Raw genomic sequence first — 24,490 nt, 5'->3', positions numbered from 1 at the left:
GGGATGTGCCCCGTTTGCGACGCCCATCCCGCCAATGACGACAATTCCTAATCTTAATCTTACTCGTAATCTTAATCTCCATCCGCGCGATTACCGGGAGGATTAAGAGTAAGATTACGATTAAGATTAAGAGATTAACCCGACCGTCCTTGCCATCGCCCCATCCCCCGCGCACATTTTCGCCCCTTGGAAAAGAAACTCCTCCTCTTCGATATCGATGGAACGCTGCTCACCTCCGGCGGAGCCGGCGAGCGGGCCTTGCGCCGGGGCTTTCAGGCGCGCTTTGGCATCGAGGATGACCTCGCCAAAGTCGAGATCGCCGGCCGCACCGATTCCGGCATCGCGCGCCAGATGCTCGCCTATCACGGCCTGCCGGAGACGCCCGAAAATCTCACCGCGTTCTTCGACGGCTACCTGCAATTTCTTCCCGAGGAACTGCCCACCTCGCCCGGCCATCTCCTGCCCGGCATTGTCACACTGCTCGAAGCGCTCAAGCCGCGCCCTGACATTGTCCTCGCCCTGCTCACTGGAAATCTCGCCCGCGGCGCCGAGATCAAGCTCACCCACTACGGGGTGTGGCACTACTTCGAGTTCGGCGCGTACGCCGATGACCATCACGATCGCAATCAGCTCGGCCATTTCGCCCGGCAGCGGGCGAAGGAAAGACACGGTATCGAATTTCCGCCTGAGCGTATCTTCGTGCTCGGCGATACGCCGCACGACATCACCTGCGCCCGCGCCATCGGTGCGAAGGCTGTGGCCATCGCGACCGGGAAATTCACCGCGGCCGAGCTCGGTACGCTGGGGCCGGATTTTCTTTTCACCGATCTGAGCGACGTGCCGTCGGTCTTGAAGATTTTCGGATAGGAAACGCTCTCCCGGTGCCCTCCAGCTCCACCGCAAAAATCGGTCCAAAAACTACGCCAGCAACTCCTTCACGACCTTGCCGTGCACGTCCGTGAGCCGGAAATCGCGGCCTTGGAAGCGGTAGGTCAGGCGCTCGTGATCGAAGCCGAGTAGATGCAGGATCGTGGCCTGGATATCGTGCACATCCACGGCGTTCTCGACGATGTGGAAACCCATGTCATCCGTCGCGCCGTAGGAGATGCCCGGCTTGATGCCACCACCGGCCATCCACATGGTGAAGGCCTGCGGATGATGATCTCGCCCGAGCGCGCGACCGAGCGCCGGGTTCGTCTCCACCATCGGCGTGCGTCCGAATTCCCCGCCCCAGATCACCAGCGTATCCTCGAGCAAACCGCGCTGCTTGAGATCCTTGACCAGCGCGGCTGTCGCCTGATCGGTCGTGGCGCAGTTGCGTTTCGAATTCCCCGCGACATCGCTATGCGCATCCCAGCCTTCGTGGAAAATATTCACGAATCGCACGCCGCGTTCGATCATGCGCCGCGCGAGCAGACACGCCCGCGCAAACGACGGCTTCGCCGGATCGCAACCATACAGCGCCAGCGTCTCGGCACTTTCGCTCTGCAAATCCATCAACTCCGGCGCGGAGGTCTGGAGCTTGAACGCCATCTCGTAATTCGCGAGGCGCGTGGCGATCTCCGGATCGCCATCCGTGGCCAACCGTTGGCGATTGAACTCGCCGACGAGGTCGAGCGTATCCCGCTGCAACTTCGCATCCACACCGCCGGGACTGGAGATATCAAGAATGGGATCGCCCTGGGTGCGCAACCGCACGCCGGAGTACAGTGTGGGCATGAACCCGCTCGAGTAAAGCGCCGCGCCACCGCTCAAGCCGGCACCCGTGCTCATCACGGCGAACGACGGCAACTCCTGCGTCTCCGAGCCGAGCCCGTAGAGCGCCCACGAACCGAGGCACGGTCGCCCGGGCTGCTGGAAACCCGTCTGGAAAAAGAGCTGCGCGGGCGCGTGATTGAACTGGTCGGTGTGCACTGATTTGACGAGGCAGATGTCATCCACAATTTCCGCGAGATGCGGCAGCACCTCGGAAAGCTCCGTGCCGCACTGGCCATGGCGGGCAAACTGGAATTGCGGCCCGAGCACCGCGGCATCTGGACGAATGAATGCATAGCGCTGCCCACCGATGACCGACGGCGGCAACGGCTTCCCCTCGAGTTTCGCCAGCTCCGGCTTGTAATCGAAGAGATCGAGCTGGCTCGGCGCACCGGCCATGAAGAGATGGATCACCCGCTTGGCTTTCGCCGCAAAATGCGGCTGCCGCGGCGCGAGCGGATTCGGCGCGGACATCGCCCGGGCGTTCGACGAAAGGGCGTCCGTGAGCAGGCCGGCCAGGGCCATTTTGCCGAGGCCGACTCCGCACTTCTCGAGGAAGTGGCGACGGGTGACTTGCTGGCAGTATTGCTGGATCGGATTCATGGTTTAGCTCCGGGTAATGGCTTCGTCGAAATTCCACATCGCGCGGGCCAGCGCGGTCCACGCGGCGCATTCGTCGACATTGGCGATGTCTTCCTCGCGAGCGCCCCCGGCATCGAGCTCGCCGTTGGCGAAACGGTCTTTCTGGGTGTGGTAAAACTTCACGAGCAATGCGACTTCCTCCTCGGTCGGCGGCCGGGTGAGACAGCGGCGAAATAGCGTTCGCACCCCGGTCTTCCACCGATCCCTCTTCCGTCGCGCTCTGGCGGCCGAGGGCGCGCGAGGCTTCGAGGAAGACGACATCGTTGAGTAATGCGAGCGCTTGCAGCGGTGTATTCGAAACGTCGCGATGCGCGAGGCAATCCTCGCCCGTGGGCGCGTCGAAATTCGCGTAGAGCGCGAAGGGCGCCGTACGCTTCATGAAGGTGTAGATGCTGCGGCGATAGCGGTCCTCTCCGGTATCCGCGTTCCACTTCGGACTGCCGTAGGCCACTTCAGTCACGCCATCCGGTTGCGGCGGATGCACGCTCGGACCGCCCATTTTCTCCGAAAGCAGACCGCTGTCGCGTAGCGCGGAGTCGCGCACCATCTCTGCTTCCATGCGGAAGCGCGGGCCGCGCGCGAGCAGTTTGTTATCCGGATCGTGCGCGACTTCTTCCGCCGTGGCGCGCGAGGATTGCCGGTAGGTCGCGCTCATGACGATGAGCTTGTGCATCTGCTTCACCGACCAACCGCGTTGCATGAACTCCACGGCCAGCCAGTCGAGCAATTCCGGATGCGACGGCGGATCGCCCTGGTAACCGAAATCGCCGAGCGTGCGCACGATGCCGCGCCCGAAGAACGCCTGCCAATCGCGATTCATGATGACGCGCGCGGTGAGCGGGTTATCGCGCGAGACCAGCCACTGGGCGAAGCCAAGGCGATTGTGCGGCGCGCCCGCGGGGAACGATCCGGCGATGGAAATGACGCCCGCTTCGACGCGATCGGTCGGCTGCAGGAATTCACCGCGATTGTGGACAAAGGTCGGACGCGGATTTTCCGGCGGACGCTCCTGCATCACCAACGTCGTGGTGAATTGGATCGGCTTGCGCAAATCATCGATCTCTTTGCGCGCCGTCTTCAACTCGGGCGCGTTGAGGAGAAACTGCTCACGTAGCGCCGCCTTTTCTTCGGCGGTCAATTCTTCGTAGGGCGTCAGGAGCGACGCGGCGACGCTGTCGGGCATCTCACGCGCCTCGGCGCTGGGGTCGGTCGTCACCGAGATGCGGAACTTGCCCAGCCCGCAGGCGAAGTAGCGCTCGAAGAGCATCTTGATCGTGAAGTCGCCGGCATCCGCCAGGGGCGTAGCCAGGTTGAACACCGCCTCGTGCTTGCGTCCCTGCCCGCCATCGATGCTCCAACCGGTCTGCAGATTGTCGTCGATCGCCTTGTCGGCCTCGAATTTTTCCTTGGCAAAACTGTGCGTCGCCCGGGCCCAAGGCTGCTTGGCGCCACCGGAGAGCAGCTCGATATTGCTCAGCATGAAATCGCCCGCCGACCCTTCGTAAAAGATGCGGCCCGGCCCATGTTTCGGCAGGCGCTCATCGGGCAACACCTCCAGACGCACGGCGGTGATCCCTTTCAAATCGCTATGAAAATGCAGTTCGTAGGTATCGCTCTTCGACATGTCGCCGCTGACGAAGACCGCGCCGTCGTCGCCCACGGTGAGCAGCGGTAAATTAGATTTCGCTGTCACCGGATGCAGCGTCGTCCAGTGTGCCGAGTGCTCCCGCTCGTGCTCGCGCCATTTCACAAAGGCCGCCTCCAACGCCCCGTGGCGTTGTTCGGCAATCGGCGGTTCCGGTTGGTCACCGGCCACGCTAAAGCGCGCGCGACCGATGGTGTGATGCTTTCCGTACTGCTGCTCGAGCCGCACCACCAGTCGCGTGCCACTGGGGAAACTCACCGGCTGCTCGAAATGGAAGGTCGCGGTGTGCGGCGCATTCACCGTGCCGTCCTGTCGATCCACAGCCCAACCCGTCTCGACCTCGCCGTCGACGGCCTTTTCAATTTCGAAACCGGGCTGCGAGACATCGGCCTCCACACGCGCGGTCTTCACCAGTTGCGCTTTTTCCGGCGCATCCATCGGTGCGGCGGTGACGACGATCTCGCTCAGGACAAAATTCCCATGGTCCACGCGACCCGGGCCTTTCTTTGGCAGCGATTTGTCCGTCAGCGCTTCGAGGCGGAGTTGACCGATCGGTCCCGGACCGGCGTCGAGGACAAAGGTGTAGTCGTCTTTTTCCGGCCCCGGGGGGGTAAAGAGCGCGGAATGGTCTCCGAGAATTTTGGGCTCTTCGCCGCTGGTAGTTTCCACGCTCACTGGTTGCAGGGGCGTCCAATACTTGCTTTCCACCGGCCATTTCTCCGGCAGAGCCGCGATGAGTTTCTCCAGCTTTTCTTCGCGCGCTTTTTCCTGCGCCGCGGCGTCGGGTGGCGGGAGGTCCATCTCCGGCTCATCGGCGTTGTTGAGCGAGGCCATCACACCGTAAAATTCCTGCTGCGGGATGGGATCGTACTTGTGCGTGTGGCAGCGCGCGCAGGCCACGGTCAGACCGAGCCAGGTGGTACCCGCCGTGCCCACACGATCGATCATCGCGAGGTAACGATATTCCAACGGATCGATGCCGCCCTCCTCATTGAGCATCGTATTGCGATTGAAACCGGTGGCGATGTGCTGGTCGCGCGTGGCGTGCGGCAACAGGTCGCCGGCCACTTGCTCGATGGTGAATTCGTCAAACGGCATGCCGTCGTTCAGCGCTTTGATCACCCAATCGCGATACGGCCAGATGCTGCGTTGACGGTCCTTTTCGTAGCCATTGGTATCCGCATAACGGGCGAGGTCGAGCCAGCGGCGCGCCCAGCGTTCGCCGTAGTGCGGCGAGGCGAGGAGATGGTCGACCAGCTTTTCGTAGGCGTCGGGGGCGGGATCATTGACGAAGGCATCGGCCTCGGCGGGCGTGGGCGGCAGGCCGATGAGATCGAGATAGAGCCGTCGACAAAGCGTGTATTTATCCGCCTCAGGCGCGGGCTTCAGCCCCTCGGTTTCCAGGCGCGCGAGAACGAAGCGGTCGATGGCATTGCGTGGCCAATCGGTCTGCTTCACCTCGGGGAGCGGTGCCTGCAGCGGTTTCTTAAAGGCCCAGTGCACGTCATAGGCCGCGCCTTGCTCGATCCATTTGTCAAGAACGGCGATCTGTCGCGGGGTGACACTTTTTCCGCTCTTGGGCGGCGGCATTTGCTCGTCCTTGTCGGTGGAATGAAGGCGCGCCGAGAGGTCGCTATCGTCCAGCTTGCCCGGCACAATCGCCCGCACGCCGTCCTTTTCCGCCAGCGCGCCCTCGCGGGTGTCGAGCCGCCGGTCGCCCTTGCGCTGCTTCGGGTCGAAGCCGTGGCACTTGAAACAATTCTCCGAAAGGATCGGGCGGACGTCCCGGTTGAAATCGATCTTGTCCGGCAACGACGCATCTTCGGCGCGCAATGGCATGGCACTAAGCGGAAGGAGCGCGATGAGGCACAGGCCGGTGCGGATTCGAGGGGTAACGGGCATAGCGGGAGCGCTGGAAAGCAGGCCCCGGACGCTAGGAGTTGCCGGGCAGTCTCACAAGATACGGAATTACGTAACTAAGCGGTTCCGGAGACATTTCGGCCCCTTTTCCTTCACAGCGTTTCGACAGATGTGGGTTAATAGAGGTGACCATGTCCAACGCCCGACACTACGAGTGGCTGCGCCACGTGCGCCCCGATGGCCTGCGGCAGCTCTTCGAGCATCTGCCGGGTACGCTCTTTTTTGCCAAAAACACCGAGGGCGAAATCATGTTTGGCAACCGTCATTTCGTGGAACGTTGCGGCTGCGTCACCGAGGAGGAACTCATCGGGCGAACGGACGCCGAAATCTTCCCGCCACACATGGCGGCGAAATATCGCGAGGACGACCTGGCAGTGATGCGCACCGGGAAGCCGATGCTGCAGATTGTGGAGCTCTTCCCCAGCCGGCAGGGCGAGCCGGAATGGTTCATCACCGACAAGCTGCCGCTCTTCGATGAGGAAGGCGAGGTGGTCGGTGTGTGCGGCATCGTGCGCAGCTACGAAGGCTCGCGCCGCGCCCTCCAGCCGTATCTCGATCTCGCGCCGGTGGCGGACTACATCAAGGCGCACAGCGGCGAACCCATCTCCGTGCGCCAGCTCGCCCGCATGGCCGGGCTCTCCGTCCGCCAATTCGAGCGAAAGTTCTTCGACACCTTCCACACCACGCCGAAGCACTATCTCATGCGCCTGCGCGTGCTGCTGGCTTGTGACGAACTCCTGGAGACCCGCCAGTCCATTACCGAAATCGCCCTCACGGCGGGCTTCTGCGACCACAGCGCCTTCGCCCGCCACTTCCGCAAACACATGGGCGTCTCGCCGCGAGAATACCGGGAGAAGTATCGATCCGCTACGAGCGCAGCTCGAACAGAGGGCCTGCGGCAAACATCCAACACCCAACGTCCAACATCCAACATCCAATAGGGCAACTTGTCCTGCAGTGCGCCTGCTTCATTGGATGTTGGATGTTCTACCTTTAATTTTTCCTACTTCAGCGTCTGCAGGAACGCCTGCACATCCGCCAATTCCTGCGGCTTGAGGACGATGCCCATCGGCGGCATCGGTGAGGTGCCGAGGTATTCGTAGCCCTTGGCCAGCACTTTGTTCGGCTCGAGCAGGGATTCCTTGATGTAAGCCGGCGTGGCGCGGGTCGCGATGCCGTCGAGCGGCGGGCCGACGGTGCTGCCCTGCCCGTGCAGGGAGTGGCAGAGAATGCAGGCGACCTGGTGCTTGTAGAAGACCTGCTCACCGCGTTTCGAATCGCCGGCGAGCAGGGTTTCCGTATCTGCCGTCGTCACCTCCACGAGCTTCACATCATCCCAATAACCGTCGCCTTTCGCCACGTGCAGCAGGTTGATGCTCGCGGTGGTCTTTTGGCCGCTATTGAAAACGGTCTCCACTTCCACCCAATCGCTCTCGCGGGTGATCTTGTCGGTTTCAGCGCGGCCGATGTTGTCGTTGATGCTCACCTTACCGTGAATGCCGTGGGCCTTCACCCAGCCACTCAGCTTGTAGTCCGTATTCGGCTTCACCGTCACGTCGGCGTGCAAGCTGGTATCGGCATCGGCACGCGTGATGACCCGCACCGCGTGCTCGCCACTGTGCACCTTGCCCTCGCCGCTCACCGCCGCCCATTCGGCATTCGCATTGCCCGGTTTGCGGCCGTAATCGCGGCGCGTCCAACCCTCGGGCAGACCATCTTCGGCGATTTTTTCGAAGCCCGGATTCGGCAGCAGATTCGGCCCTTCCTTGAATACTTCCACCTTGTGCACGCGGGCGAGAATCCTCGACGCCTGCGAGAGCCATTCGTCGGCCTTCACCGCCGGGTCGACCGCGATGCCTTTCACCACGGTCTTAATCTCCGGCGTGGTCGGAAATTCCGCGAGCTTCACCAGCGCAGCGAGGCGCGTGTGCAGGTCGGGATCGCCGATGACGCCCGCGCCGAAAAAGAGCGCGCTCGCTTTTGCATCGCTGCCCAAGGCGCGCACCGCGTCGCGGCGCAGACCGGAATCCTTCGCGCTGAGTGCGGCCTTTTCCGTGGCGTCGTCGAGCAGGTTGAGGCCGTGCAGCGTCCACAGCGCATGCACCGCAGCGATGTTGCCGTCGTTCGCGGTAACGAGCTTCTTCAGCGCGCCGGCGGCATCCGTCTTTTTGCCTTCCACCAGCAACCGCTGCGCGGTGAGCCGCCAATCCTGGGTATCGTTGCCGAGCGCGTTCACAAGTTCAGCCGTGCTTGCATTGGCGAGCGAGGGCTTCACCGGCTTGGCCTGATCCCACACCACGCGATAGATGCGTCCGCGGGAATGATCGCGCAGATCGTTCTTGTGCGCGCCGCCCGGGCCCGTCTCGCCCTTGAAACCACCGCGCGCCAGGCTCGGCGTAGGGTTGTGCTGGATGATGAAATTCTGCCAGTCGGCGAACCACACCGCACCGTCCGGTCCGACTTCCGCGAAGACCGGCGACATCCATTCATCCGTACTCGCGACGAGATTGAAGCCGTCCTTCGCCACATAGCCCGCGCCGTCGGGTTGCACATCCTGCAACGTAATCACCTTCATCGTCGGCTCGCAGACCATCGCCTTGCCCTGCAGGCGCGGCGGCAGATTCTTCGAGTAAATGAACGAGCTGCCGCAGGCCGCGGTGTATCCACCGAAGACGTCCACCTGGCGGAAGTTCGGCGTGATGGTGTGGATCTTGTCCTCGAGATTGATCTTCTTCGCCGTCATCACCCGCATACCGGACGGGGAAATGGTGGCCGGGATGCCGCCGTAGAAGATCGGCGCGCCATTCGCGGTGCCGCCAAATTGGTCGCCATACTGGTTCGCGCTCTGCGCCCAGGTGTTGTTGGTGAATTGATGCAGGAACTGCAGCGCGCTGCCATCGGGCCGGAAGCGATACGTCCCCATGGTGAACTTCTCCTTCTTCCCGCGCACCAGTCCCTCGAACCCATCGTAACCCACGCTGCCGTAGAGCCAGTTATCGTAGCCGTAGTGGAGATTGCCCGCCTGGCCGTGGGTGTCACCGATGCCCCAGCCAGTGAAGATCTCTTCGCGGATGTCCGCGTGGTCGTCGCCCTTGCTCGACTTCAGGAAGAGGAAACGTGGCGGCTGCGCCACGATGATACCGCCATTCGCGAAGGTGAAGCTCGTGGGGATATTCAGGTGATCGGCGAAGACGGTGAATTTATCCGCCACGCCATCGCCATCGGTGTCTTCGCAAATCTTGATGTCGTCGTTGCCGATGCCGTCGGGATTGTAGCCGTGTGGATAGTCCCGTGTCTCGGCCACCCACAGGCGCCCGCGCTCATCCCAGGCAAAGGCGATCGGCTTCATGATGTCCGGCTCCTGGGCGAAGACCTTCAGCTTCATATCCGCCGGCACCTGCGTGCGCTCGATGCTGCCCTTCACGCTGAAGGGATGCTGGAAGGTGAGCGGCTTCGGCCGCTTCTCGTAGTTCGCCACTTGCGGATGCGGCTCGCGCACTTCCGGTTCGCGCTGGGCGAGAAACGCTTCCCAATCCTTGCGCCGATCTTCGCCCACGGCGGCGATCACTTTCTCGCGCACACCCTGGATGAACTCCGGCGCATTCCATGCCGCTCCGTCGCCGGTAAAATCGACTTTCACCAACGGCTTCGTTTCCAGCTCCGGCGCCGACGCGCCATCCTCGATGACCGCATCGAACATTGCCAGCCGCTCCGGCGTCACCGTTTTCGCATCATCGGTGTATTCAAACCAAATGGCGTCGCGTCCCAGTTCGCGCATCAGCGGGTGCACATGCTGCCGGCTGCCCGCCGCTTCGTTGCCGAGGAAGAGCACATGAATTGGCCCGTTGCTCGCCTCTGCGGATGTCATTCCGCTCAACAATACGGCTGTGCTAAAAAGAGAAAGAAGACGACGTTTCATAAGACGAGGCGATGGGGGCTAAAGGGAAGAGACGCTGCTGCTGATTGCGTCCAATAAAGCACCTGCGCGCCAGCCGCGCTTGATTTTTCCCGTCAAAATCCCGGTGCGAATGCGACAAACATTTTCCGGATTACACTGATAGAGCAAATTAAATTAAAATTCGATCGCGACGGCGATCGCGAGCCAAGAGGCCGCTACGCACTTCTTCCGCGAGCGCGCGGCTAAGATACGCCGAAGGCGTTAAATCATCCAGCCCAGGGTGGCGAGGAACGAGCTACCCTGGGTGTACGCCTCGTCGCGGCCCTACCCTGCAAGGGTTGCATCCGGATGGCCGCCATAACGAAGGATACAACCCTTTCAGGGTAGAGACTTTCCACGGTTTACCCAGGGTAGATTGCTCCTTCGTCGCATCAACCCTGGGCTGGATGATTTAACGCCTTCGGCGTAGGCCGGTCGTCGCTCTCAATAGAGGTGCATACAGGCTCTATCGCGAAAGATTATTTCGCTGCCGGCGCGCCGAGCAGGAAGGTAAACAAATCCTTTCGCTGCTGCTCGGTGAGCGCCAGGAGCAACCCGGGCGGCATCAGGGAAACCGGCGAGGCCGCCAGGCTGGCGATGTCACTGCGCCGCACGGCGCGGGTCGTGCCATCAGCGAGGCCGAGCGAGATTTCCTGCGGATCGTCCTTCTGCAAAACACCCATCACCGCGTCGCCATTTTTCAGCGTCGCGATGTAGGCGACGTGGTCGGGATTGATCGCCGCGCTGGGCTCGACGACATCCTTGAGGACGGAGGCATAATCGCGTTGCACGAGATTCGAGAGATCGGGGCCGATGCGGCCACCTTCGCCGCGAATCTGATGGCAACGCGAACACTGGGCCACCTGCCCGAAGAAGACCGTCTTGCCGCGTTGCCAGTCGCCACCGGCGATTTCCGGAGGCGGCGCGAGCGGGGCGACGGTGTCGCTGAGCGGTTGCACCCACGGCAACCACGAGCGGCGCAACCCGAGCGCGCGCGGACGGGAGTCCTCCGCCGTAAACCAGCTCACGTCCAACGATGGCGTGGCGCTGCCGGTGGCCAGCGTGATTTCATACGGCACCCATTGGCCGGTAATCGGATCGACCGTGATTCGCGACTCATGGTCGTTCACGCGCTCGACCTTGGCGGTCGTCTTGATCGCCAGCACGCCGGCGCCGCGGAAGACAACAGTGACATGCTCGGGCGCCGGTTCGTAGTCGAGCTTCCCCTCGAGCTGCAAAGGAGGGTGCAGCATGTGGGCGAGGTCGAGTTGTCCGCGCAGAGTCAGGGTACCGGCGGTGGAAAGTTTCTCATGGAAGAGTTCCGTGTGCGTGGCGCTGGATGCGGTCATTTCGCGCGACACCAGAAGATCAGGTGAAGGCAGCCATCCGCTCCACCCCGCCCCGGGGCCCTGCGAATGCCATATCGCTTCGACGCCATTGGTCGTGGCCCCAAGATCGGCGTCCGGCAACCAAACCGCGCGGTTTTCCGCCTGGGGATGAGCCGCGTGACGCAATGCCAGCACGCGCCGATCCGCACTGAGCGCCGTGGATAACACCGCGAGCTTTTCGCGTGGCGTGGCCTGCTGACGCTTGACCACCGCGTAGCCCGGCCGGAACGACTCAAACCGGTCGCCCTCCGAAACGTAGCGGCCCACTTCGAGATTCGCGCGCTCGGCGAGACCGTGCATTCCCGCCGGATCAAGCGGCCGATTGAAAACCACGCTCGTTTCCCCGGGCGAGCTGGCGAAACTGAAGAGCGGGTGCGGCGACTCGGGCTCGTGAGAACTAATGACAAAGATGCGTCCCGTACCGCTGGGGCCCGTGCCCCAATCCGGCGCGCCCCCGTGACAACACACCACGAGATCGCCCCGCGGTGAAATGCAGCAATCGATGGTGAGCATGCCGAGCGTGGCGAAGATCTGGGTCTGCGCCACGTAACCCGCCGCTGTCTTCACCAGCTTGGTGTGCCAGAGCTTGCCGCGCGATTCGCCAGTGACAATGGCATCGCCGCGCCAAGAGGACGGTCCGAAGATCGGCCCACCGGCCACCGGCTCATCGAAAGCAAAGCCGCAGGTGGACTGGTGTTGCGGAGCGTAATCCCACACGCTCGGTTCGTTCACCACATTCGGCAGATGGCGCGGATGACTCGGCGGAAAGCCGTAGTGCCGGCCGGTCTCGATGTGCAGCAGCTTGTCGAAGGGATTGCCATTCGGCAGCCACGTCGCGCCTTCCTGGTCGGTGCAGAAAAGATCGCCCGCCGCATTGAACTCCATGCCCACGGCGAAGCGGATACCCGTGCAGACGATCTCGCGCTGTTTCGTCCCGGCAGGCATGCGCAGGATCGTCCCGCGCTCATTCTTCCGGTCGTAATGCGCGACGCCGTCCTTATCGAGCAGGAAGGCATTCGCGTAGTCCATGCAGCCGAGGCTGAAGAAGAGATCGCCCGCCTTGTTGAAAGCGAGGCCCAGTGCGTCCACGCGCCCGTGCCCGAGATGCTTTTCGTCCGGCCATCCGCTCGCGATGATATCGAGAGTGTCCGCTTTGCCGCTCTTTTGCGTATCGCGTAGCGCGGAGACGCGCCCCCGGCTGGCCACGTAGAGCGCGCCATCCGGGCCAAAGGCCGCGCCGAGCGGGCAAATGAGTTCGCCCGGCTTGTTCCACCAGAGCTCGGCCTTGTCCTCGAGGCCATCGCCATCCGTATCGCTCAGCGCGTAGATGTCACCGTTGTAGCAAATCGCGTAAAGGCGGCCGTCCGGACCGTAGCGCACATTATTCGTATTCGGCAATTTCACCGGCAACTCCCGAACCGTGAAACCCGGCGCCAGCGGATGCACCGGCAGTTCTTCCGCGGAAGCCACGGCCATGAGGACGACGAAAGGGAGGAGGAAACGCAGCATAGTTCGGGAAGGAGAGGACGTGAGTGTGGACCGCCTCCGTAATCGCGGGCTTGAGTGATCCCGACATAAATCCAGTGCAAAAACGATACGAAATTCCATGAGCGCAAATTCTCGCCAAGCCGAAACGGCCCGCTCATGCTTCGCCGTCATGAAATCCTTCCTCCCCGCCCTGTTTGCGACCGTCACTCTTAGCGTGCTCGCCCACGCTGCACCGGTTTCCCTCTTCGATGGCAAGACCTTCGACGGCTGGGAGGGCGACACGGCGAAAACCTGGAAGATCGTCGACGGCGCTTTCGTCGGCGGCTCGCTCCAGGAGAAGGTGCCGCACAACGAATTTCTCTCCACGAAGAAGAGCTTCAAGAACTTCGACCTGCACGTGAAATTCAAGCTCGTCGGCACCGAGGGTTTTGTGAATGGGGGCGTCCAATTCCGCAGCGTGCGCATCCCGAATAACTTCGAGATGATCGGCTACCAGGCCGACATGGGCGATGGCTACTTCGGCTCGCTGTATGACGAATCGCGTCGCCGGAAAGCGCTCGTGACGCCGGACAAGGCGCTGATGGACAAGACGGTGAAAAAGGACGAGTGGAACGAATATCACATCCGCTGCGAAGGCCGGCACATCCAGCTCTGGATCAACGATGTGCTGACCTGCGATTACACCGAGCCCGATGAAAGCATCGAGCAGAGCGGGCTCATCGGCCTGCAAGTCCACGGCAACGGCAAGACCGAAGCGTGGTATAAGGACATCGTCATCGAAGAACTGCCGTGAAACGGGCCTGGCTGCTCCTGCTGATCACCGCGCTGGCGGCGTGGGCGGAGCCGCCACCGGTGGTGCGCGATGCGCAGGCACCGGCCGTTCGCGAACTGGTCGACCTGGCGTCGATGGACGCGGGCTTTCGCTTCGATCTGCGCTACGCCACGCCGGATAACTTCGTGCACGCCACGTTGTATCCCGTGGCGAAGGCGTATCTGCATCGGAACACGGCGAAGGCGCTTGGCGAAGTGCAACACGACCTCGCCGCGCAAGGGCTCGGATTGAAGATCTTCGACGCCTACCGGCCGCTCTCCGTGCAGCAACGCATGTGGGACCTGGTGCACGACGATCGTTACGTTTCCAATCCGGCGATCAATGCCGGCCGCCACACCCGCGGCACGGCCGTGGACCTGACGCTGGTGGATCGCGACGGGAAGGAATTACCGATGCCGACGCCGTTCGATGATTTCACCGAAAAGGCACACCGGGATGCGCCAGGCATTCCCGCGGATGCGGCGCGCAATTCAAAGCTGCTCGAGACGACGATGATCAAGCACGGCTTCCTGCCGTATCCCTTCGAGTGGTGGCACTTCGATTACCGCGACTGGAAGAAGCATCCGCCGCTGGACGTGCCATTGGATAAGCTGCCGTGAGCCCCTCCTCCCCGCGGTCATCCTGAGCGGAGTGTCCCGGCGGTCTGGTGGCGGGACACGGAGTCGAAGGACCCGGCGGAACAACCAGCGAGAACCTCCCAGCCAATGATGATTTTTACTGCAGCGTCGCAGACCGGTGGCTAGGGAATCGCTGATGGAAGCGGCCGGGTCCTTCGACTCCGTGTCCCGCCGCTTTTCCACCGGGACACTCCGCTCAGGATGACACCGAATTTGGATGCGCCCCGCTTCACTTCCCCCCGCGATATTCCGAGGGCGTGCAACCGACCCACCGTTTGAACGCCCGCGAAAAAACCAGCGCGCTCACATAGCCCACCGCCGGCGCGATCGCCTCGAGCTTGTCGTCGCTGTTCTCGAGCAAATCCTTCGCCCGCTGGATGCGCAGATAAGTGAGCTGCTGCACCGGCGTGCGGCCCAGTTCACGCAAGCAAAGCCGCCGGAGATGTTCCGAGCTCATATGCACGCGCGCGGCCAGCATGGAAAGCGTCCACGGTTTCGCCGGCTCGCGCCCGACTTCCTCCCACAGGCGCCAGAGCCGTTCCTGCCCACGCCAAGGCTGCGCGAAGCGCTGGAGCAAGCCGTGCAACAGGCCGATCCAGTGATGCACCATGCGCGGGTCGCGCGCGCCTTCCCACTCGTTGCGCAGGCCGCCAATCACCCGCGACATTTCTCCCTTCCCCGCGCGCAGACGCACCGGCGAACCCGCTCCCACCAGCGGCCGAATCCACGGCGGTTCTTCGCAGCGCACCCAGGCAATGACCCAACGACGACCGGGCACGGCGTGAAAGGCATTCAACCCGCGCGGTGGTGCCATGGACAATTCCCCCGCGCGCAAACGCTGCCAGCGGCCATCGAGCAGAATGCGCCCTTCGCCTTCCACCGCTTCGAGAAAAAAACTGCCCGCTGGCCGCAGCCGGATGCGGGCATAAGGCGTCGCGCAATCATCCAATCCAACGCGCGCTATGCGGCAGGCGGCCAGTTCCGTGCATGCCCCAGCCTCGAGCACCCAGCGTTTGGTGCGCGGGCCATCGACCGTAGTTTCGACGAGGGGGAGAGAGGCGGGCATGAGGTGGGGCATTATGCATAGTGCGACTGGGAAGTCGCGCGCGAGGATTGAGACCGCACCCGGTGCGACCGCGTTTTTGATGCAACGCTGCTCCGCCGCCTTCGACGACCGGCTCCCAAAGCGGCGCAGCAGCGCCGCATTCCAAAACGCAAGCGTTAGTTGCCCCCTCTCCCGCAATCCGCTAGCAACCCTGCGCTCATGGCCGAAGAAACCACGACTCCACCGACATCCCGAGATCTCCTGTCAACGGGATTGGTCGTGCTCGTCCTCGTATTCCTCGCGCTTTGGCCGGGCGATGTTTCCTGGCTCATGGATGAGCCGCGGCTCATTGCCAATGCGTGGCATGCCAATCACGACGGCCAACTTGCCGTAGGCGGTTTGTACGGCAACTTCGGCATCCGCTACGGTCCGCTGCCCACGCAGATCTACCAACTCCTCCTACTCATCACGCATGATCCCCGCATACTGGTTGTGCTGCACGTCCTGCTCTGCGCGGGAATCACCGGCTTCGCCCTCCTCTGGTTGGCCCGCAGTCTCTCGCTGCCCGGTTGGTTTGTGGCCGGGGTGCTGATTTCGCCTTACGTCGCCGCTTATCAGCGAGTCTTGTGGGATGCGAGTTATGCCATGCCGGTGGGCGCGCTGGCCCTCGCGAGTTTCGCCGATTTCCTGCGCACGCAACGCGCTTGGTCGCTGCGGATGTGCGTGGTCACAAGCGTACTCGTGCCGACGATTCACCCGCAATCCCTGCCGCTAGCCGTGCCCATTCTCGGCTGGCTGGCCTGGCAGCACCGCACCGCTCTATGGCGCGATCGCCGGGCGCTGGGCATCGCCGGTGCCATCGTCCTCTTGTTCGATGGATTCTATTTCGTTCAATTTGCCGGGCAGCTTTTCGCGCGCTTGAGTGGCTCGGTGCAGAAGGGGTATCCTGGCGGCGGCTCGCATCTCGCTTCGGCGCTGGCGCCGTTTCTTGGCGGGCGTCTGTTGTGCGGCGGAGACTATTTGGAAAAGCTCGCGCCGCTCATCGCTCCGGGGTGGCTGCATGTGGGCGCGCAAGCGGGTGCGATGTTGTTCTATCCGCTGGCCTGGCTCGGCATCGGGACCGCTGCCAGCAGCGCGTGGCGGGCCGTCCGCAAGCAACAGATGATGACGGCGCGTGAAAGCATCATGCTGGTCGTGCTGGTGGCCGTCGTCCTGCAAGCGCTTCTCTTCGGTGCGATGCGCATTCCGGCCGCTCCGCAGTATTATTTCGGCACCTTTGCGTTGCAGGTGTTGGTCGCATTACTCGGGGTGAGCGCCTTGCGCCAATGGCGGATCGGCACTGTGCTCGGCGGGTTCTATGTCGTCGGCTCCGCGATCCTCACGTTCGAAGCCACGATCAGCATTCATCAGCACGGTTACGAGCGTCCGAACTGGCCAAGGCTTGCCACCAGCGTGAACATCGTGCGCCAGCTCAATGCCTTTTCCGACACCTCGGCGCTGACCAATGTCGCGGTTTACCAAAAGGCGCCACAAGCGATCCGGACACTGCGGCTGTTGCTTCCGCCAGCTCCCGGCATCACACCGAAAATGAGCGGGCGCCTGTTCATCACTGACACGGTCACGGAACTTCCGGGCGGTGCTGAGCCGCCGTCTGGTTCACAATCCATCGAGATCACGCCACTGCCGAAGGACTGGGTGCCTGATCCGGGCACGTGGTGAGAAGAGCGGCAGCGGCATCCTGCCTCTTTACTCCCGGAGGGATGCGCTCCTGCGCGTTCCCAAACTTCTCACCGCCTTCGCCCTCTAAAATTGGGGAAGGCGCAGGAGAGCATCCCTCCGTGAAGCCCATCCGGTGGCCACGCTGATTCGCCATGCCTGACACTCACTTTCGCACTGCCGGAGGTGGATTTTCGTCGGCTGACAAACCCCAAGTATCCGGCGACCATTGGGTCGTCCGTTTCGTCATCCCCGACTCACGCACTTATGAAACGCCTCCTTTTCCTCCCCGCTCTGCTCCTCTTCGGCACGCTGCTTCATGCCGAGCCGATTTCGCTTTTCGACGGCAAGACACTCGACGGCTGGGAAAGCCGCGAGCCTTCGCTGTGGAAGGTGGAGGACGGCTGTCTCACCGGCGGCGATGAAGTTCACAAAATTCCGCACAACGATTTCCTCTGCACCAAGCGGTCGTTTTCGAATTTCGTTCTGCGCCTGAAGATCAAACTTACCGGCGATCCCAAGACGGGGATGATCAACAGCGGCATCCAGATCCGCACCCAGCGCAACCCGACCGGCCACGAAGTCTGCGGCTACCAGGCCGACTACGGCGAGCCGTCGTGGTATGCCGGCATTTACGATGAAGGGCGGCGCAACAAATTCATCGCGCCCGCGGACATGAAGACGGTGCATCCGGCGATCCATCTTTGGGATTGGAACGACTACGAAATCCGCGCGGAGGGCAATCGCATCCGCACGTGGATCAACGGCGTACCCGGCGTGGATTACAAGGAAGAGGATCCCAACATTCCCTACGACGGCATTTTCGGCATCCAACTCCACGCGGGCGGCAATACCAAGGTGCAGGTGAAGGATGTCTTCATCGAGGAACTGCCGCCGACACCGGATGCGCCCACGTGGGGAAAACTCGGTGGCGTGGAAGGCGTGAAAGCGAAGCTCCAGGCGGAAAAGAAGTCCGCCACCGGTAAGGACTCGGATGCCCGGGAGAATGTGGGCGCGGGCGTGAAGATGAAGGAAGGCAACGACGTGGGCAGCACCGCGAAGACGCCGGAGCAAGAGCGTGCGGCCCTCAAAGTTCCCGCGGGTTTTGAAGTCGAACTCGTCGCCTCGGAAAGTGACGGCATCGGGAAATTCGTCCCGCTCACCTTCGACCAGCACGGCCGGCTGTGGACCAGCACGGCCTTCGAGTATCCCGTCGATGGTAACGAAAATCCCGCCGCTGCCGACGCCCTTTACGCGAGCCACGCGCGCGACAAGGTGCTCGTCTTCGACACGCCCTTCGCGCCGGGGCCGCAAAAACCGCGTATCTTCGCCGATGGCCTCGCCATCCCGGTCGGAGTGTTGCCTTACAGGAACGGCTGCTACGTCACGCATGGCCACAACATCGAGCTTCTCCAGGACACCGCCGGCGATGGCCGGGCCGACAAGCGCACGGTGGTGCTGACCGGTTTCGGGGTGCAGGACTCGCATCTTTTTCCTCACCAATTCACGCGCGCGCCCGGAGGCTGGATCTGGATGGCCCAAGGTGCGTTCAACTACGGCAAGGTGCGGCAGCCCAGCGATCCCCCCGAGGCCGGTGTGCAGTTCGACCAATGCCGCATGGCGAAATTCCGGCCCGACGGCTCGCAGTTCACCATCACCTCGCAGGGTCCGTGCAACATCTGGGGCCTCGTGATCAATGGTGAGGGCGAAGCCTTCATTCAGGAAGCAAACGACTACGGATTTCCGGTGATGCCGTTCCACGAATTCGCCAACTACCCCGGCTGCTCGGACAAGCAAATGAAAAGCTACGCGCCCGAGTTCCCCGGCACCGCGCCGGACTTTCGCATGGGCGGCACGGGACTGAGCGGCCTCGCGCTCACGGACAAAGCGGGACCTTTTCCCGAGCCCTGGCGCGATGTGATGCTCCTCGCGAATCCGATCACCGGTCGCATCAACGCGATCAAGATGCACCGCGATGGCCCGCGTTGGAAACTGGAGAAGCTCGATGACTTTGTCGTCTCGGAAGATCCGTGGTTTCGGCCCGCCGCGATCACCATCGGACCGGACGGCTGCCTCTATATCATCGATTGGTACAACAAGATCATCTCGCACAACGAAGTGCCGCGCAATCATCCCGATCGCGACAAGACCCGCGGCCGCATCTGGCGGATCAAGCCGACGGGAGCGAAGCCATTCGACGTGCCGGATTTTACCAAACTGAGCAGCGATGAATTGATCGCGAAACTCGGCGGCGATTCGCTGAGCCAGAGCCATCTGGCGTGGCAGACGCTGCGCGATCGGAAGGATCCGGACTTCCCGCGCCTGACCGCACTGATCGCAGACAAAACTGCCAATCCCGCCGCGCGAATCGAGGCGCTATGGGCGAGCGAAGGATTCTCTTCTCGGATCGTAGCCTTGTGTAGCGATCTCGTGAAAGATCCCGATCGCAACATCCGCCGAGAAATGGTGAATGCGATCGGCCGCATTTACGCGAACACCGCGCAGTATGTCACCGAGGAGCGCCATGGCACACTTCACGGCACGGTGCAGCTCGAGGATAGCTTCCGGGCCATCGCCCCGCTCGCCGCGGATCCTGACCCGGAGGTTCGCACCGCCTTCATCCGCGCGACTGCGCCGTTCGTCGATCAAGACAGCCGGATCATGAGTGCCGTTCTGGGCATGAATCTGACTCCGCTGGCGGCGCCCACCGCGCCGGCGACCCGCAACGGCAAGCCGATCAAAGTGCGCGAGGCGTACGATCGCGAATTTGAACGCTATCTCGTGCGCATGTTCCTGGAGCAACACCCGCAGGAGGTCGCACAGTTCCTGGATTCCAAGGAAGGCCAGAAGCTGCCGGTCGAGAATCGCTTGCTCGCTTCTCTCGCGCTCGATCCGCAAGCCAGCGCCGCCCGCGTGGCCAAGCTGCTGCCGCAACTCGAACGCGCGCCGGGGCAGGAGGAAATTCTGCGGCTCGCGGAATTTCCGGCAGAGCCCGGCGTGGACGAGGCGCTCAAGACCCTGTTGGCAAAGCCAGCGACGCGGACTTCCACGCTCGACGCCTTGATCGCCGTGCGCACCCGACTCGATGCGACGAAGCTCACGCCCATGCTTTCCGAAGCGGCCAACGGCCTGCTGTCCGGAGATGCGGCTTCGCAGGACCTCGGCCTGCGGCTTGCCGCTTCGTTCGATCTCGCGGCGACCGAACCGAAGCTCGTCGCCCTGACGGAAGATGAATCCGCAGCCGCAGCGAAACGCAGCAGCGCGCTCCGGGCGCTCGCTTCCTTTGGCAGCCAACGCAGCGATCTCTTCGCGAAACTCACGGAGACTTCCACCGACCCGCTGCTGCGCAGCGATGCGCTCATCTCGCTGGCTGTTTCCAAGGCGGCGGACGCACCGGCGCGGCTGCTCGCGCTTTACCCGAAGCTGTCCATCGCCGACCGCCGTGTCGCTCTCGATCGCCTCAGCCAACGGCAGGCCGGCGCCTCCGTAATCGTAGCGGCGTTCAATTCCGGCGCGATCCCAACCGCCGATCTCGATGGCTCGACGCTCGACCGTTTGCAGACCGTGCTCGGCTCTCACGAGGCCGCGCTGAGCCAATTGCTCGACCATGTCGGCTCACTCTTCCGTCCAGTGCTGATGCTCAACGGCGCCGACAACGCGTGGGTGGGCACGAAGCAGACCTTCGATGGCCCGATGACCGTGGAAACGTGGGTGCGGCTCACTCCGCAGGGGCGCAAGATCGGCAACGTCGATGGCATCCTCGGCGCGCCCGGCCAGCTCGATATCAATTTCTTCGGCGGCAAGCTGCGTGTGTATGCCTTTCCGCCGCTGAACGACGTGGTGGTGGCGAAGAAACCCATGACGCCCGGGATCTGGACGCATGTCGCCGCGGTGCGCAATGCGAACCATTGCTGGAGCCTCTACATCGATGGCGAACCCGACAGCGTCGGTACCAAGCCCGCACCCGGCGCATTGAAGGACCTGCGCATCGCCTGGACAGCGGCGAAGGGCGGCACGCAGGGCGCGTTCGCGGAATACCGCCTGTGGAATCGCGCACGCACGCCGCAGGAAATCCGCCGCGACTTCGATCGCGGGTTCGGTGAACAAAAGCCGGAAGGTCTCGCGTTTTACAACAAGGGCGGGGACGAATGGGGCACACTGCAAAATGGCGCCCAGGTCGGCCGGACGAGCGATCTGCCGCCGATTCTCACCGCCGAGGAAGCGGCGGCGCTGGACGCGAAATTCGCGAAATACGGCGCGCTGGCCAATCAACCCGGTGACGCCGCGCGGGGCAATCAAGTGGCCATGCTCTGCCGCACCTGCCACCTCATCAATGGCCAGGGCGGCAACATCGGGCCGAACCTGAGTGGCGCCGGTGCGATGGGCCAGGAGGCGCTCCTGCGCCGCCTGATCACGCCGAATGCCTCGATGGAAAGCGCCTATCACGTCTTCCGCGTGAATCTCCGCGACGGCGGGATTCGCGAAGGTTTCCTGGTGCGCGATGACAAGGATGCGGTGGTGCTGCGCCTGCCCGGCGCGGAAGATCAGCGCATCCCGCGCGACGAGATCCTCGACACGAAATTCCTGCGCCGCGGCATGATGCCGGAAGGCCTGCTCGAGACGATGGTGCCTCAACAGGTGAGCGATCTGTTCGCCTACCTCATGACGCTGAAGTAGCTCGTAAAACAAAAAGCCCTCGCCTTGGCAGGCGAGGGCTTTGAGTTTTAAAAGTTCTTCGACTTTAGGACGCGGAACGGGAACGGGATTTACTCCGCGCCGTTGCTGCCGATCGCTTCGACCGGGCAGCCTTCCATGGCTTCCTTGCAAAGCGCGGCTTCGGCGTCGTTTTCGGGCTGTTTATAAACGTAGCTGTGACCGCCATCATCGTTGCGGGTGAAGTTGGCGGGCGCAGTTTCGCGGCAGAGATCGCAGTCAATGCACTGGTCATCGACGTAAAAAGTGCCGGTGACGTTCTCGGGATATTTGTTGGCAAGTTCGGCCATAGTCTTTTTGGTGTCCTAAGTTTTAGAGCGCGCAAAAATAGGGAGAGTGCTCCGCATTGCAACGAATTTTTGCGTACCATTTGAGAGGAGAAAGGCGGAAAAACAGAACATCCAACATCCAACACCCAACATCCAACATCCAATGAGCCGCCCGCAGACCCACCAGTTCCCTTCACCCGCTTGCGCCATTGGATGTTGGGCGTTGGGTGTTGGATGTTGGATGTTCTGCCTTTAATTCCACCGTTGACCACCCCCATCAAGACCCGGATGCTAAGGTTCCTATGACCGACAAATCTCCCGCCCCCATTGTTGCCGCCGAGGGCTGGCACGTGCTGCACCTTTTTTACAAAGTCGAACAGGGTGCGTGGTCGCTCCTTTCGCCGGAAGAACAATTCGCCGCCCGCACCCGCCTGAGCGATCTCCTGGCCGAGATCCGCGGCACCGAGGGTGCACAGGTTCTGACTTTCGCCATGGTCTCGCCGAAGGCCGACCTCGGCTTCATGCTGCTCTGCGCCGACCTGCACACGGCCAATTTCTTTGAAAAGCGCCTGACCAACGCGCTCGGGCCGGATGTCCTGTCGCCGACCTACAGCTTCCTCTCGATGACCGAGCGCAGCGAATACACGACGAGCGAGGCGGAATACGCCGAGTCGCTGGTGAAGGAGGAGAACCTCCCTGCCGGCACGCCGGAACATGAAGCGAAGCTCGTGGCCTTCCGCGAACGGATGACAAAGTATATGAAGGACCGCCTCTACCCCGTGCTGCCGCCGTGGCCGGTGATGTGCTTCTATCCGATGAACAAGCGTCGCGGCACCACCGGCCAGAACTGGTATGCGCTACCCTTTGAAGAGCGCAAGAAGCTCATGGGCGGACACGCCAAGGTAGGACGCACCTGGCATGGCAAGATCCTCCAACTCATCACGGGCTCGACCGGGCTCGACGATTGGGAATGGGGTGTGACGCTGCTGGCCCACGATCCGATCAATATCAAGGGCATCGTCTACGAGATGCGTTTCGACGAAGTCAGCGCCCAGTTTGCCGAATTCGGTGACTTCTTCATCGGCCTGCAGTTGCCCTTGGAAGAGATCTTCCAGCGGGTGCAGCTCTGAGCCTGGCGAAGACCTTTTCGCGACAGCTTCACCGGGCACGACTTGGCAGGTCGACGCGTTTGCGCGAGATTAGTGAGGTCATCTCATGAAACCCCGTCCTTTCCTGCGGCCCTATGCGCTCCTGGTGCTCGCGTGGCTGGCCTTTGCCGCCTACGTCTGGTGGTCGTCTGCCCACCTGCCGGCACGCGTGGCGACTCACTTCGGCGCGAATGGCTTGCCCAATGGCTGGCTGACACCGGGGGGCTACCTTTGTTTCATGTTGATTTTCGGGACGGTCGTTCCGGCCTTCGTGCTGGGCAATTTCGCGTTTATCCGGCGCCTGAACGGCTGGGGCCTGAATATCCCTCACAAGGACTATTGGCTCGCGCCGGAACGCCGGGAGGAGACCTTCGACTACGTGCAGAGTCGCGGGTTTTGGCTGGCCGCCCTGCTGCTCGCTCTCCTGACGATCGTCAACGGGTCGATCGTCGCCGCGAATGCGCGGACGCCCGTTGCACTGCAGCCTGCTTTCTTCATCGGACTCGGTGCTTTTTTGATCGCCGTGCTCGTCTGGGGCATCACCTTCACCCGCCATTTCCGTAAGACGGCATGAACGAAAAACTCGCTCAACTTCGCGCGCAATTGCAGGCGCATGCTCCACTCGTCATCGCCTACAGCGGTGGTGTGGACAGCGCATACCTGCTCGCGGAAGCGCATAAAACCTTGGGTTCGCAGGTGCTCGGGGTGATCGCCGACAGCGCCAGCCTGCCGCGCCAGGCCCTGGCCGATGCGCTCGCCCTCGCGGAGCAGATCGGTGTGCGCGTGGAAGTCGTGAAGACCGGCGAACTCGACAATCCGGACTACGCGAGCAATCCGCCGAACCGCTGTTATTTCTGCAAGGCCGAGCTCTTCACCAATCTTGACGCCCTGGCCCACAACCGCGGTTTCCGCGCGATCGCCTATGGCGAAAATGCCGATGACATGAAGCACGAGCGCCCGGGGCGCAAAGCGGCAACGGAATTCGCCGTGCTCGCCCCCCTGCGTGACGCCGGGCTGGCCAAAGCGGAGATCCGCGAACTCTCACGCGAACTCGGCCTGCCCACCGCCGACGCTCCCGCTCAGCCGTGCCTCAGCTCGCGCATCCCGTGGGGCACGCCGGTCACCGCGGGCGCGCTGGATATGATCGAGCGCGGCGAAGCGAAAGTGCGCGCGCTGGGATTCCGCGTCTTTCGCGTGCGACATATCGTGAAGGAGGCGGTCGACGCCACACCGGTCGCCCGCGTGCAGATCGCCCCGGAGGAAATGGCGCGCCTGCCCGAAGTGGAGCAGGACTTAACGACTGGCCTGCTGGCCGTGGGCTATGCCGGCGTGGAGATCGACCCCGCCGGCTATCGCTCGCCCGCGTAAGGGCGCG

At 62.6% G+C, this 24,490-nt stretch carries 14 protein-coding genes and 1 pseudogene; 9 read left to right on the top strand and 6 right to left on the bottom strand.

From position 1 onward, the window contains the following. Positions 1 to 186: 186 nt before the first annotated feature. Positions 187 to 867: an HAD family hydrolase gene (locus CFE428DRAFT_RS11775; RefSeq protein WP_006979760.1), complete on the top strand. Its 681-nt coding sequence runs from the start codon at positions 187 to 189 to the stop codon at positions 865 to 867. A 51-nt stretch (positions 868 to 918) separates the two neighbouring features. Here CFE428DRAFT_RS11775 and CFE428DRAFT_RS38895 read toward each other — a convergent pair whose 3' ends face one another. Next, the gene (locus CFE428DRAFT_RS38895) at positions 919 to 2,358 is read right to left on the bottom strand and encodes a DUF1501 domain-containing protein (RefSeq protein ID WP_042724859.1); all 1,440 of its coding nucleotides are present in this window, start codon (positions 2,356 to 2,358) and stop codon (positions 919 to 921) included. A 304-nt stretch (positions 2,359 to 2,662) separates the two neighbouring features. Further along, positions 2,663 to 5,881 (bottom strand): annotated as a pseudogene (locus CFE428DRAFT_RS38890) (PSD1 and planctomycete cytochrome C domain-containing protein); the annotation flags it as partial. A 212-nt stretch (positions 5,882 to 6,093) separates the two neighbouring features. Here CFE428DRAFT_RS38890 and CFE428DRAFT_RS11760 point away from each other — a divergent pair. Then, positions 6,094 to 6,903 (top strand): AraC family transcriptional regulator, encoded by an 810-nt coding sequence (locus CFE428DRAFT_RS11760; protein ID WP_006979757.1) that lies wholly within the window; start codon positions 6,094 to 6,096, stop codon positions 6,901 to 6,903. Positions 6,904 to 6,965: 62 nt separating this feature from the next. On the opposite strand, the gene CFE428DRAFT_RS11755 is transcribed toward CFE428DRAFT_RS11760, so the two are convergent. Together CFE428DRAFT_RS11755 and CFE428DRAFT_RS11750 are read right to left on the bottom strand one after the other, a co-directional pair. After that, on the bottom strand, positions 6,966 to 9,881 hold the full coding sequence (locus CFE428DRAFT_RS11755) for a PVC-type heme-binding CxxCH protein (RefSeq protein WP_131989440.1): 2,916 nt from the start codon (positions 9,879 to 9,881) through the stop codon (positions 6,966 to 6,968). Positions 9,882 to 10,378: 497 nt separating this feature from the next. Further along, positions 10,379 to 12,796 carry a c-type cytochrome gene (locus CFE428DRAFT_RS11750; protein WP_006979755.1) on the bottom strand — a complete coding sequence of 806 codons (2,418 nt, stop codon included), beginning with the start codon at positions 12,794 to 12,796 and terminating at the stop codon, positions 10,379 to 10,381. A 148-nt stretch (positions 12,797 to 12,944) separates the two neighbouring features. On the opposite strand from CFE428DRAFT_RS11750, the gene CFE428DRAFT_RS11745 reads away from it, so the two are divergent. Together CFE428DRAFT_RS11745 and CFE428DRAFT_RS11740 are read left to right on the top strand one after the other, a co-directional pair. After that, positions 12,945 to 13,568 (top strand): 3-keto-disaccharide hydrolase, encoded by a 624-nt coding sequence (locus tag CFE428DRAFT_RS11745; RefSeq protein ID WP_006979754.1) that lies wholly within the window; start codon positions 12,945 to 12,947, stop codon positions 13,566 to 13,568. After that, complete coding sequence (locus CFE428DRAFT_RS11740) at positions 13,565 to 14,206, top strand: M15 family metallopeptidase (RefSeq protein ID WP_006979753.1); 642 nt, start codon at positions 13,565 to 13,567, stop codon at positions 14,204 to 14,206. The genes CFE428DRAFT_RS11745 and CFE428DRAFT_RS11740 overlap by 4 nt, the downstream gene beginning before the upstream one ends. 247 nt (positions 14,207 to 14,453) lie before the next feature. Here CFE428DRAFT_RS11740 and CFE428DRAFT_RS11735 read toward each other — a convergent pair whose 3' ends face one another. Continuing rightward, positions 14,454 to 15,290: a helix-turn-helix transcriptional regulator gene (locus CFE428DRAFT_RS11735; protein WP_131989441.1), complete on the bottom strand. Its 837-nt coding sequence runs from the start codon at positions 15,288 to 15,290 to the stop codon at positions 14,454 to 14,456. A gap of 198 nt (positions 15,291 to 15,488) precedes the next feature. Here CFE428DRAFT_RS11735 and CFE428DRAFT_RS11730 point away from each other — a divergent pair, with 198 nt between their 5' ends. Both CFE428DRAFT_RS11730 and CFE428DRAFT_RS33470 read left to right on the top strand, forming a co-directional pair. Next, positions 15,489 to 16,988, top strand: a complete 1,500-nt coding sequence (locus CFE428DRAFT_RS11730; RefSeq protein ID WP_006979751.1) for a hypothetical protein — start codon at positions 15,489 to 15,491, stop codon at positions 16,986 to 16,988. A gap of 264 nt (positions 16,989 to 17,252) precedes the next feature. Next, complete coding sequence (locus tag CFE428DRAFT_RS33470; RefSeq protein ID WP_006979750.1) at positions 17,253 to 21,662, top strand: PVC-type heme-binding CxxCH protein; 4,410 nt, start codon at positions 17,253 to 17,255, stop codon at positions 21,660 to 21,662. An 89-nt stretch (positions 21,663 to 21,751) separates the two neighbouring features. Here the strand turns inward: CFE428DRAFT_RS33470 and CFE428DRAFT_RS11720 are convergent, their stop codons facing one another. Next, the gene (locus tag CFE428DRAFT_RS11720) at positions 21,752 to 21,988 is read right to left on the bottom strand and encodes a ferredoxin (protein WP_006979749.1); all 237 of its coding nucleotides are present in this window, start codon (positions 21,986 to 21,988) and stop codon (positions 21,752 to 21,754) included. Between the two features lie 281 nt (positions 21,989 to 22,269). On the opposite strand from CFE428DRAFT_RS11720, the gene hemQ reads away from it, so the two are divergent. The 3 genes from hemQ to larE all read left to right on the top strand — a co-directional run bounded on the left by hemQ (position 22,270) and on the right by larE (position 24,483). Continuing rightward, on the top strand, positions 22,270 to 23,097 hold the full coding sequence (hemQ, locus tag CFE428DRAFT_RS11715; protein WP_006979748.1) for a hydrogen peroxide-dependent heme synthase: 828 nt from the start codon (positions 22,270 to 22,272) through the stop codon (positions 23,095 to 23,097). A gap of 85 nt (positions 23,098 to 23,182) precedes the next feature. Beyond that, a complete protein-coding gene (locus CFE428DRAFT_RS33465; protein ID WP_006979747.1) occupies positions 23,183 to 23,689 on the top strand; it encodes a DUF1648 domain-containing protein in 507 nt (168 codons plus the stop codon). Further along, positions 23,686 to 24,483 carry an ATP-dependent sacrificial sulfur transferase LarE gene (gene larE / locus CFE428DRAFT_RS11705; protein WP_006979746.1) on the top strand — a complete coding sequence of 266 codons (798 nt, stop codon included), beginning with the start codon at positions 23,686 to 23,688 and terminating at the stop codon, positions 24,481 to 24,483. The genes CFE428DRAFT_RS33465 and larE overlap by 4 nt, the downstream gene beginning before the upstream one ends. The last annotated feature ends 7 nt before the right edge of the window (positions 24,484 to 24,490 follow it).

Source organism: Chthoniobacter flavus Ellin428 (assembly GCF_000173075.1).
GTDB lineage: Bacteria > Verrucomicrobiota > Verrucomicrobiia > Chthoniobacterales > Chthoniobacteraceae > Chthoniobacter > Chthoniobacter flavus.
The sequence above is the reverse complement of the archived record's forward strand: the minus strand, read 5'-3'. Positions and strand labels throughout refer to the sequence as shown.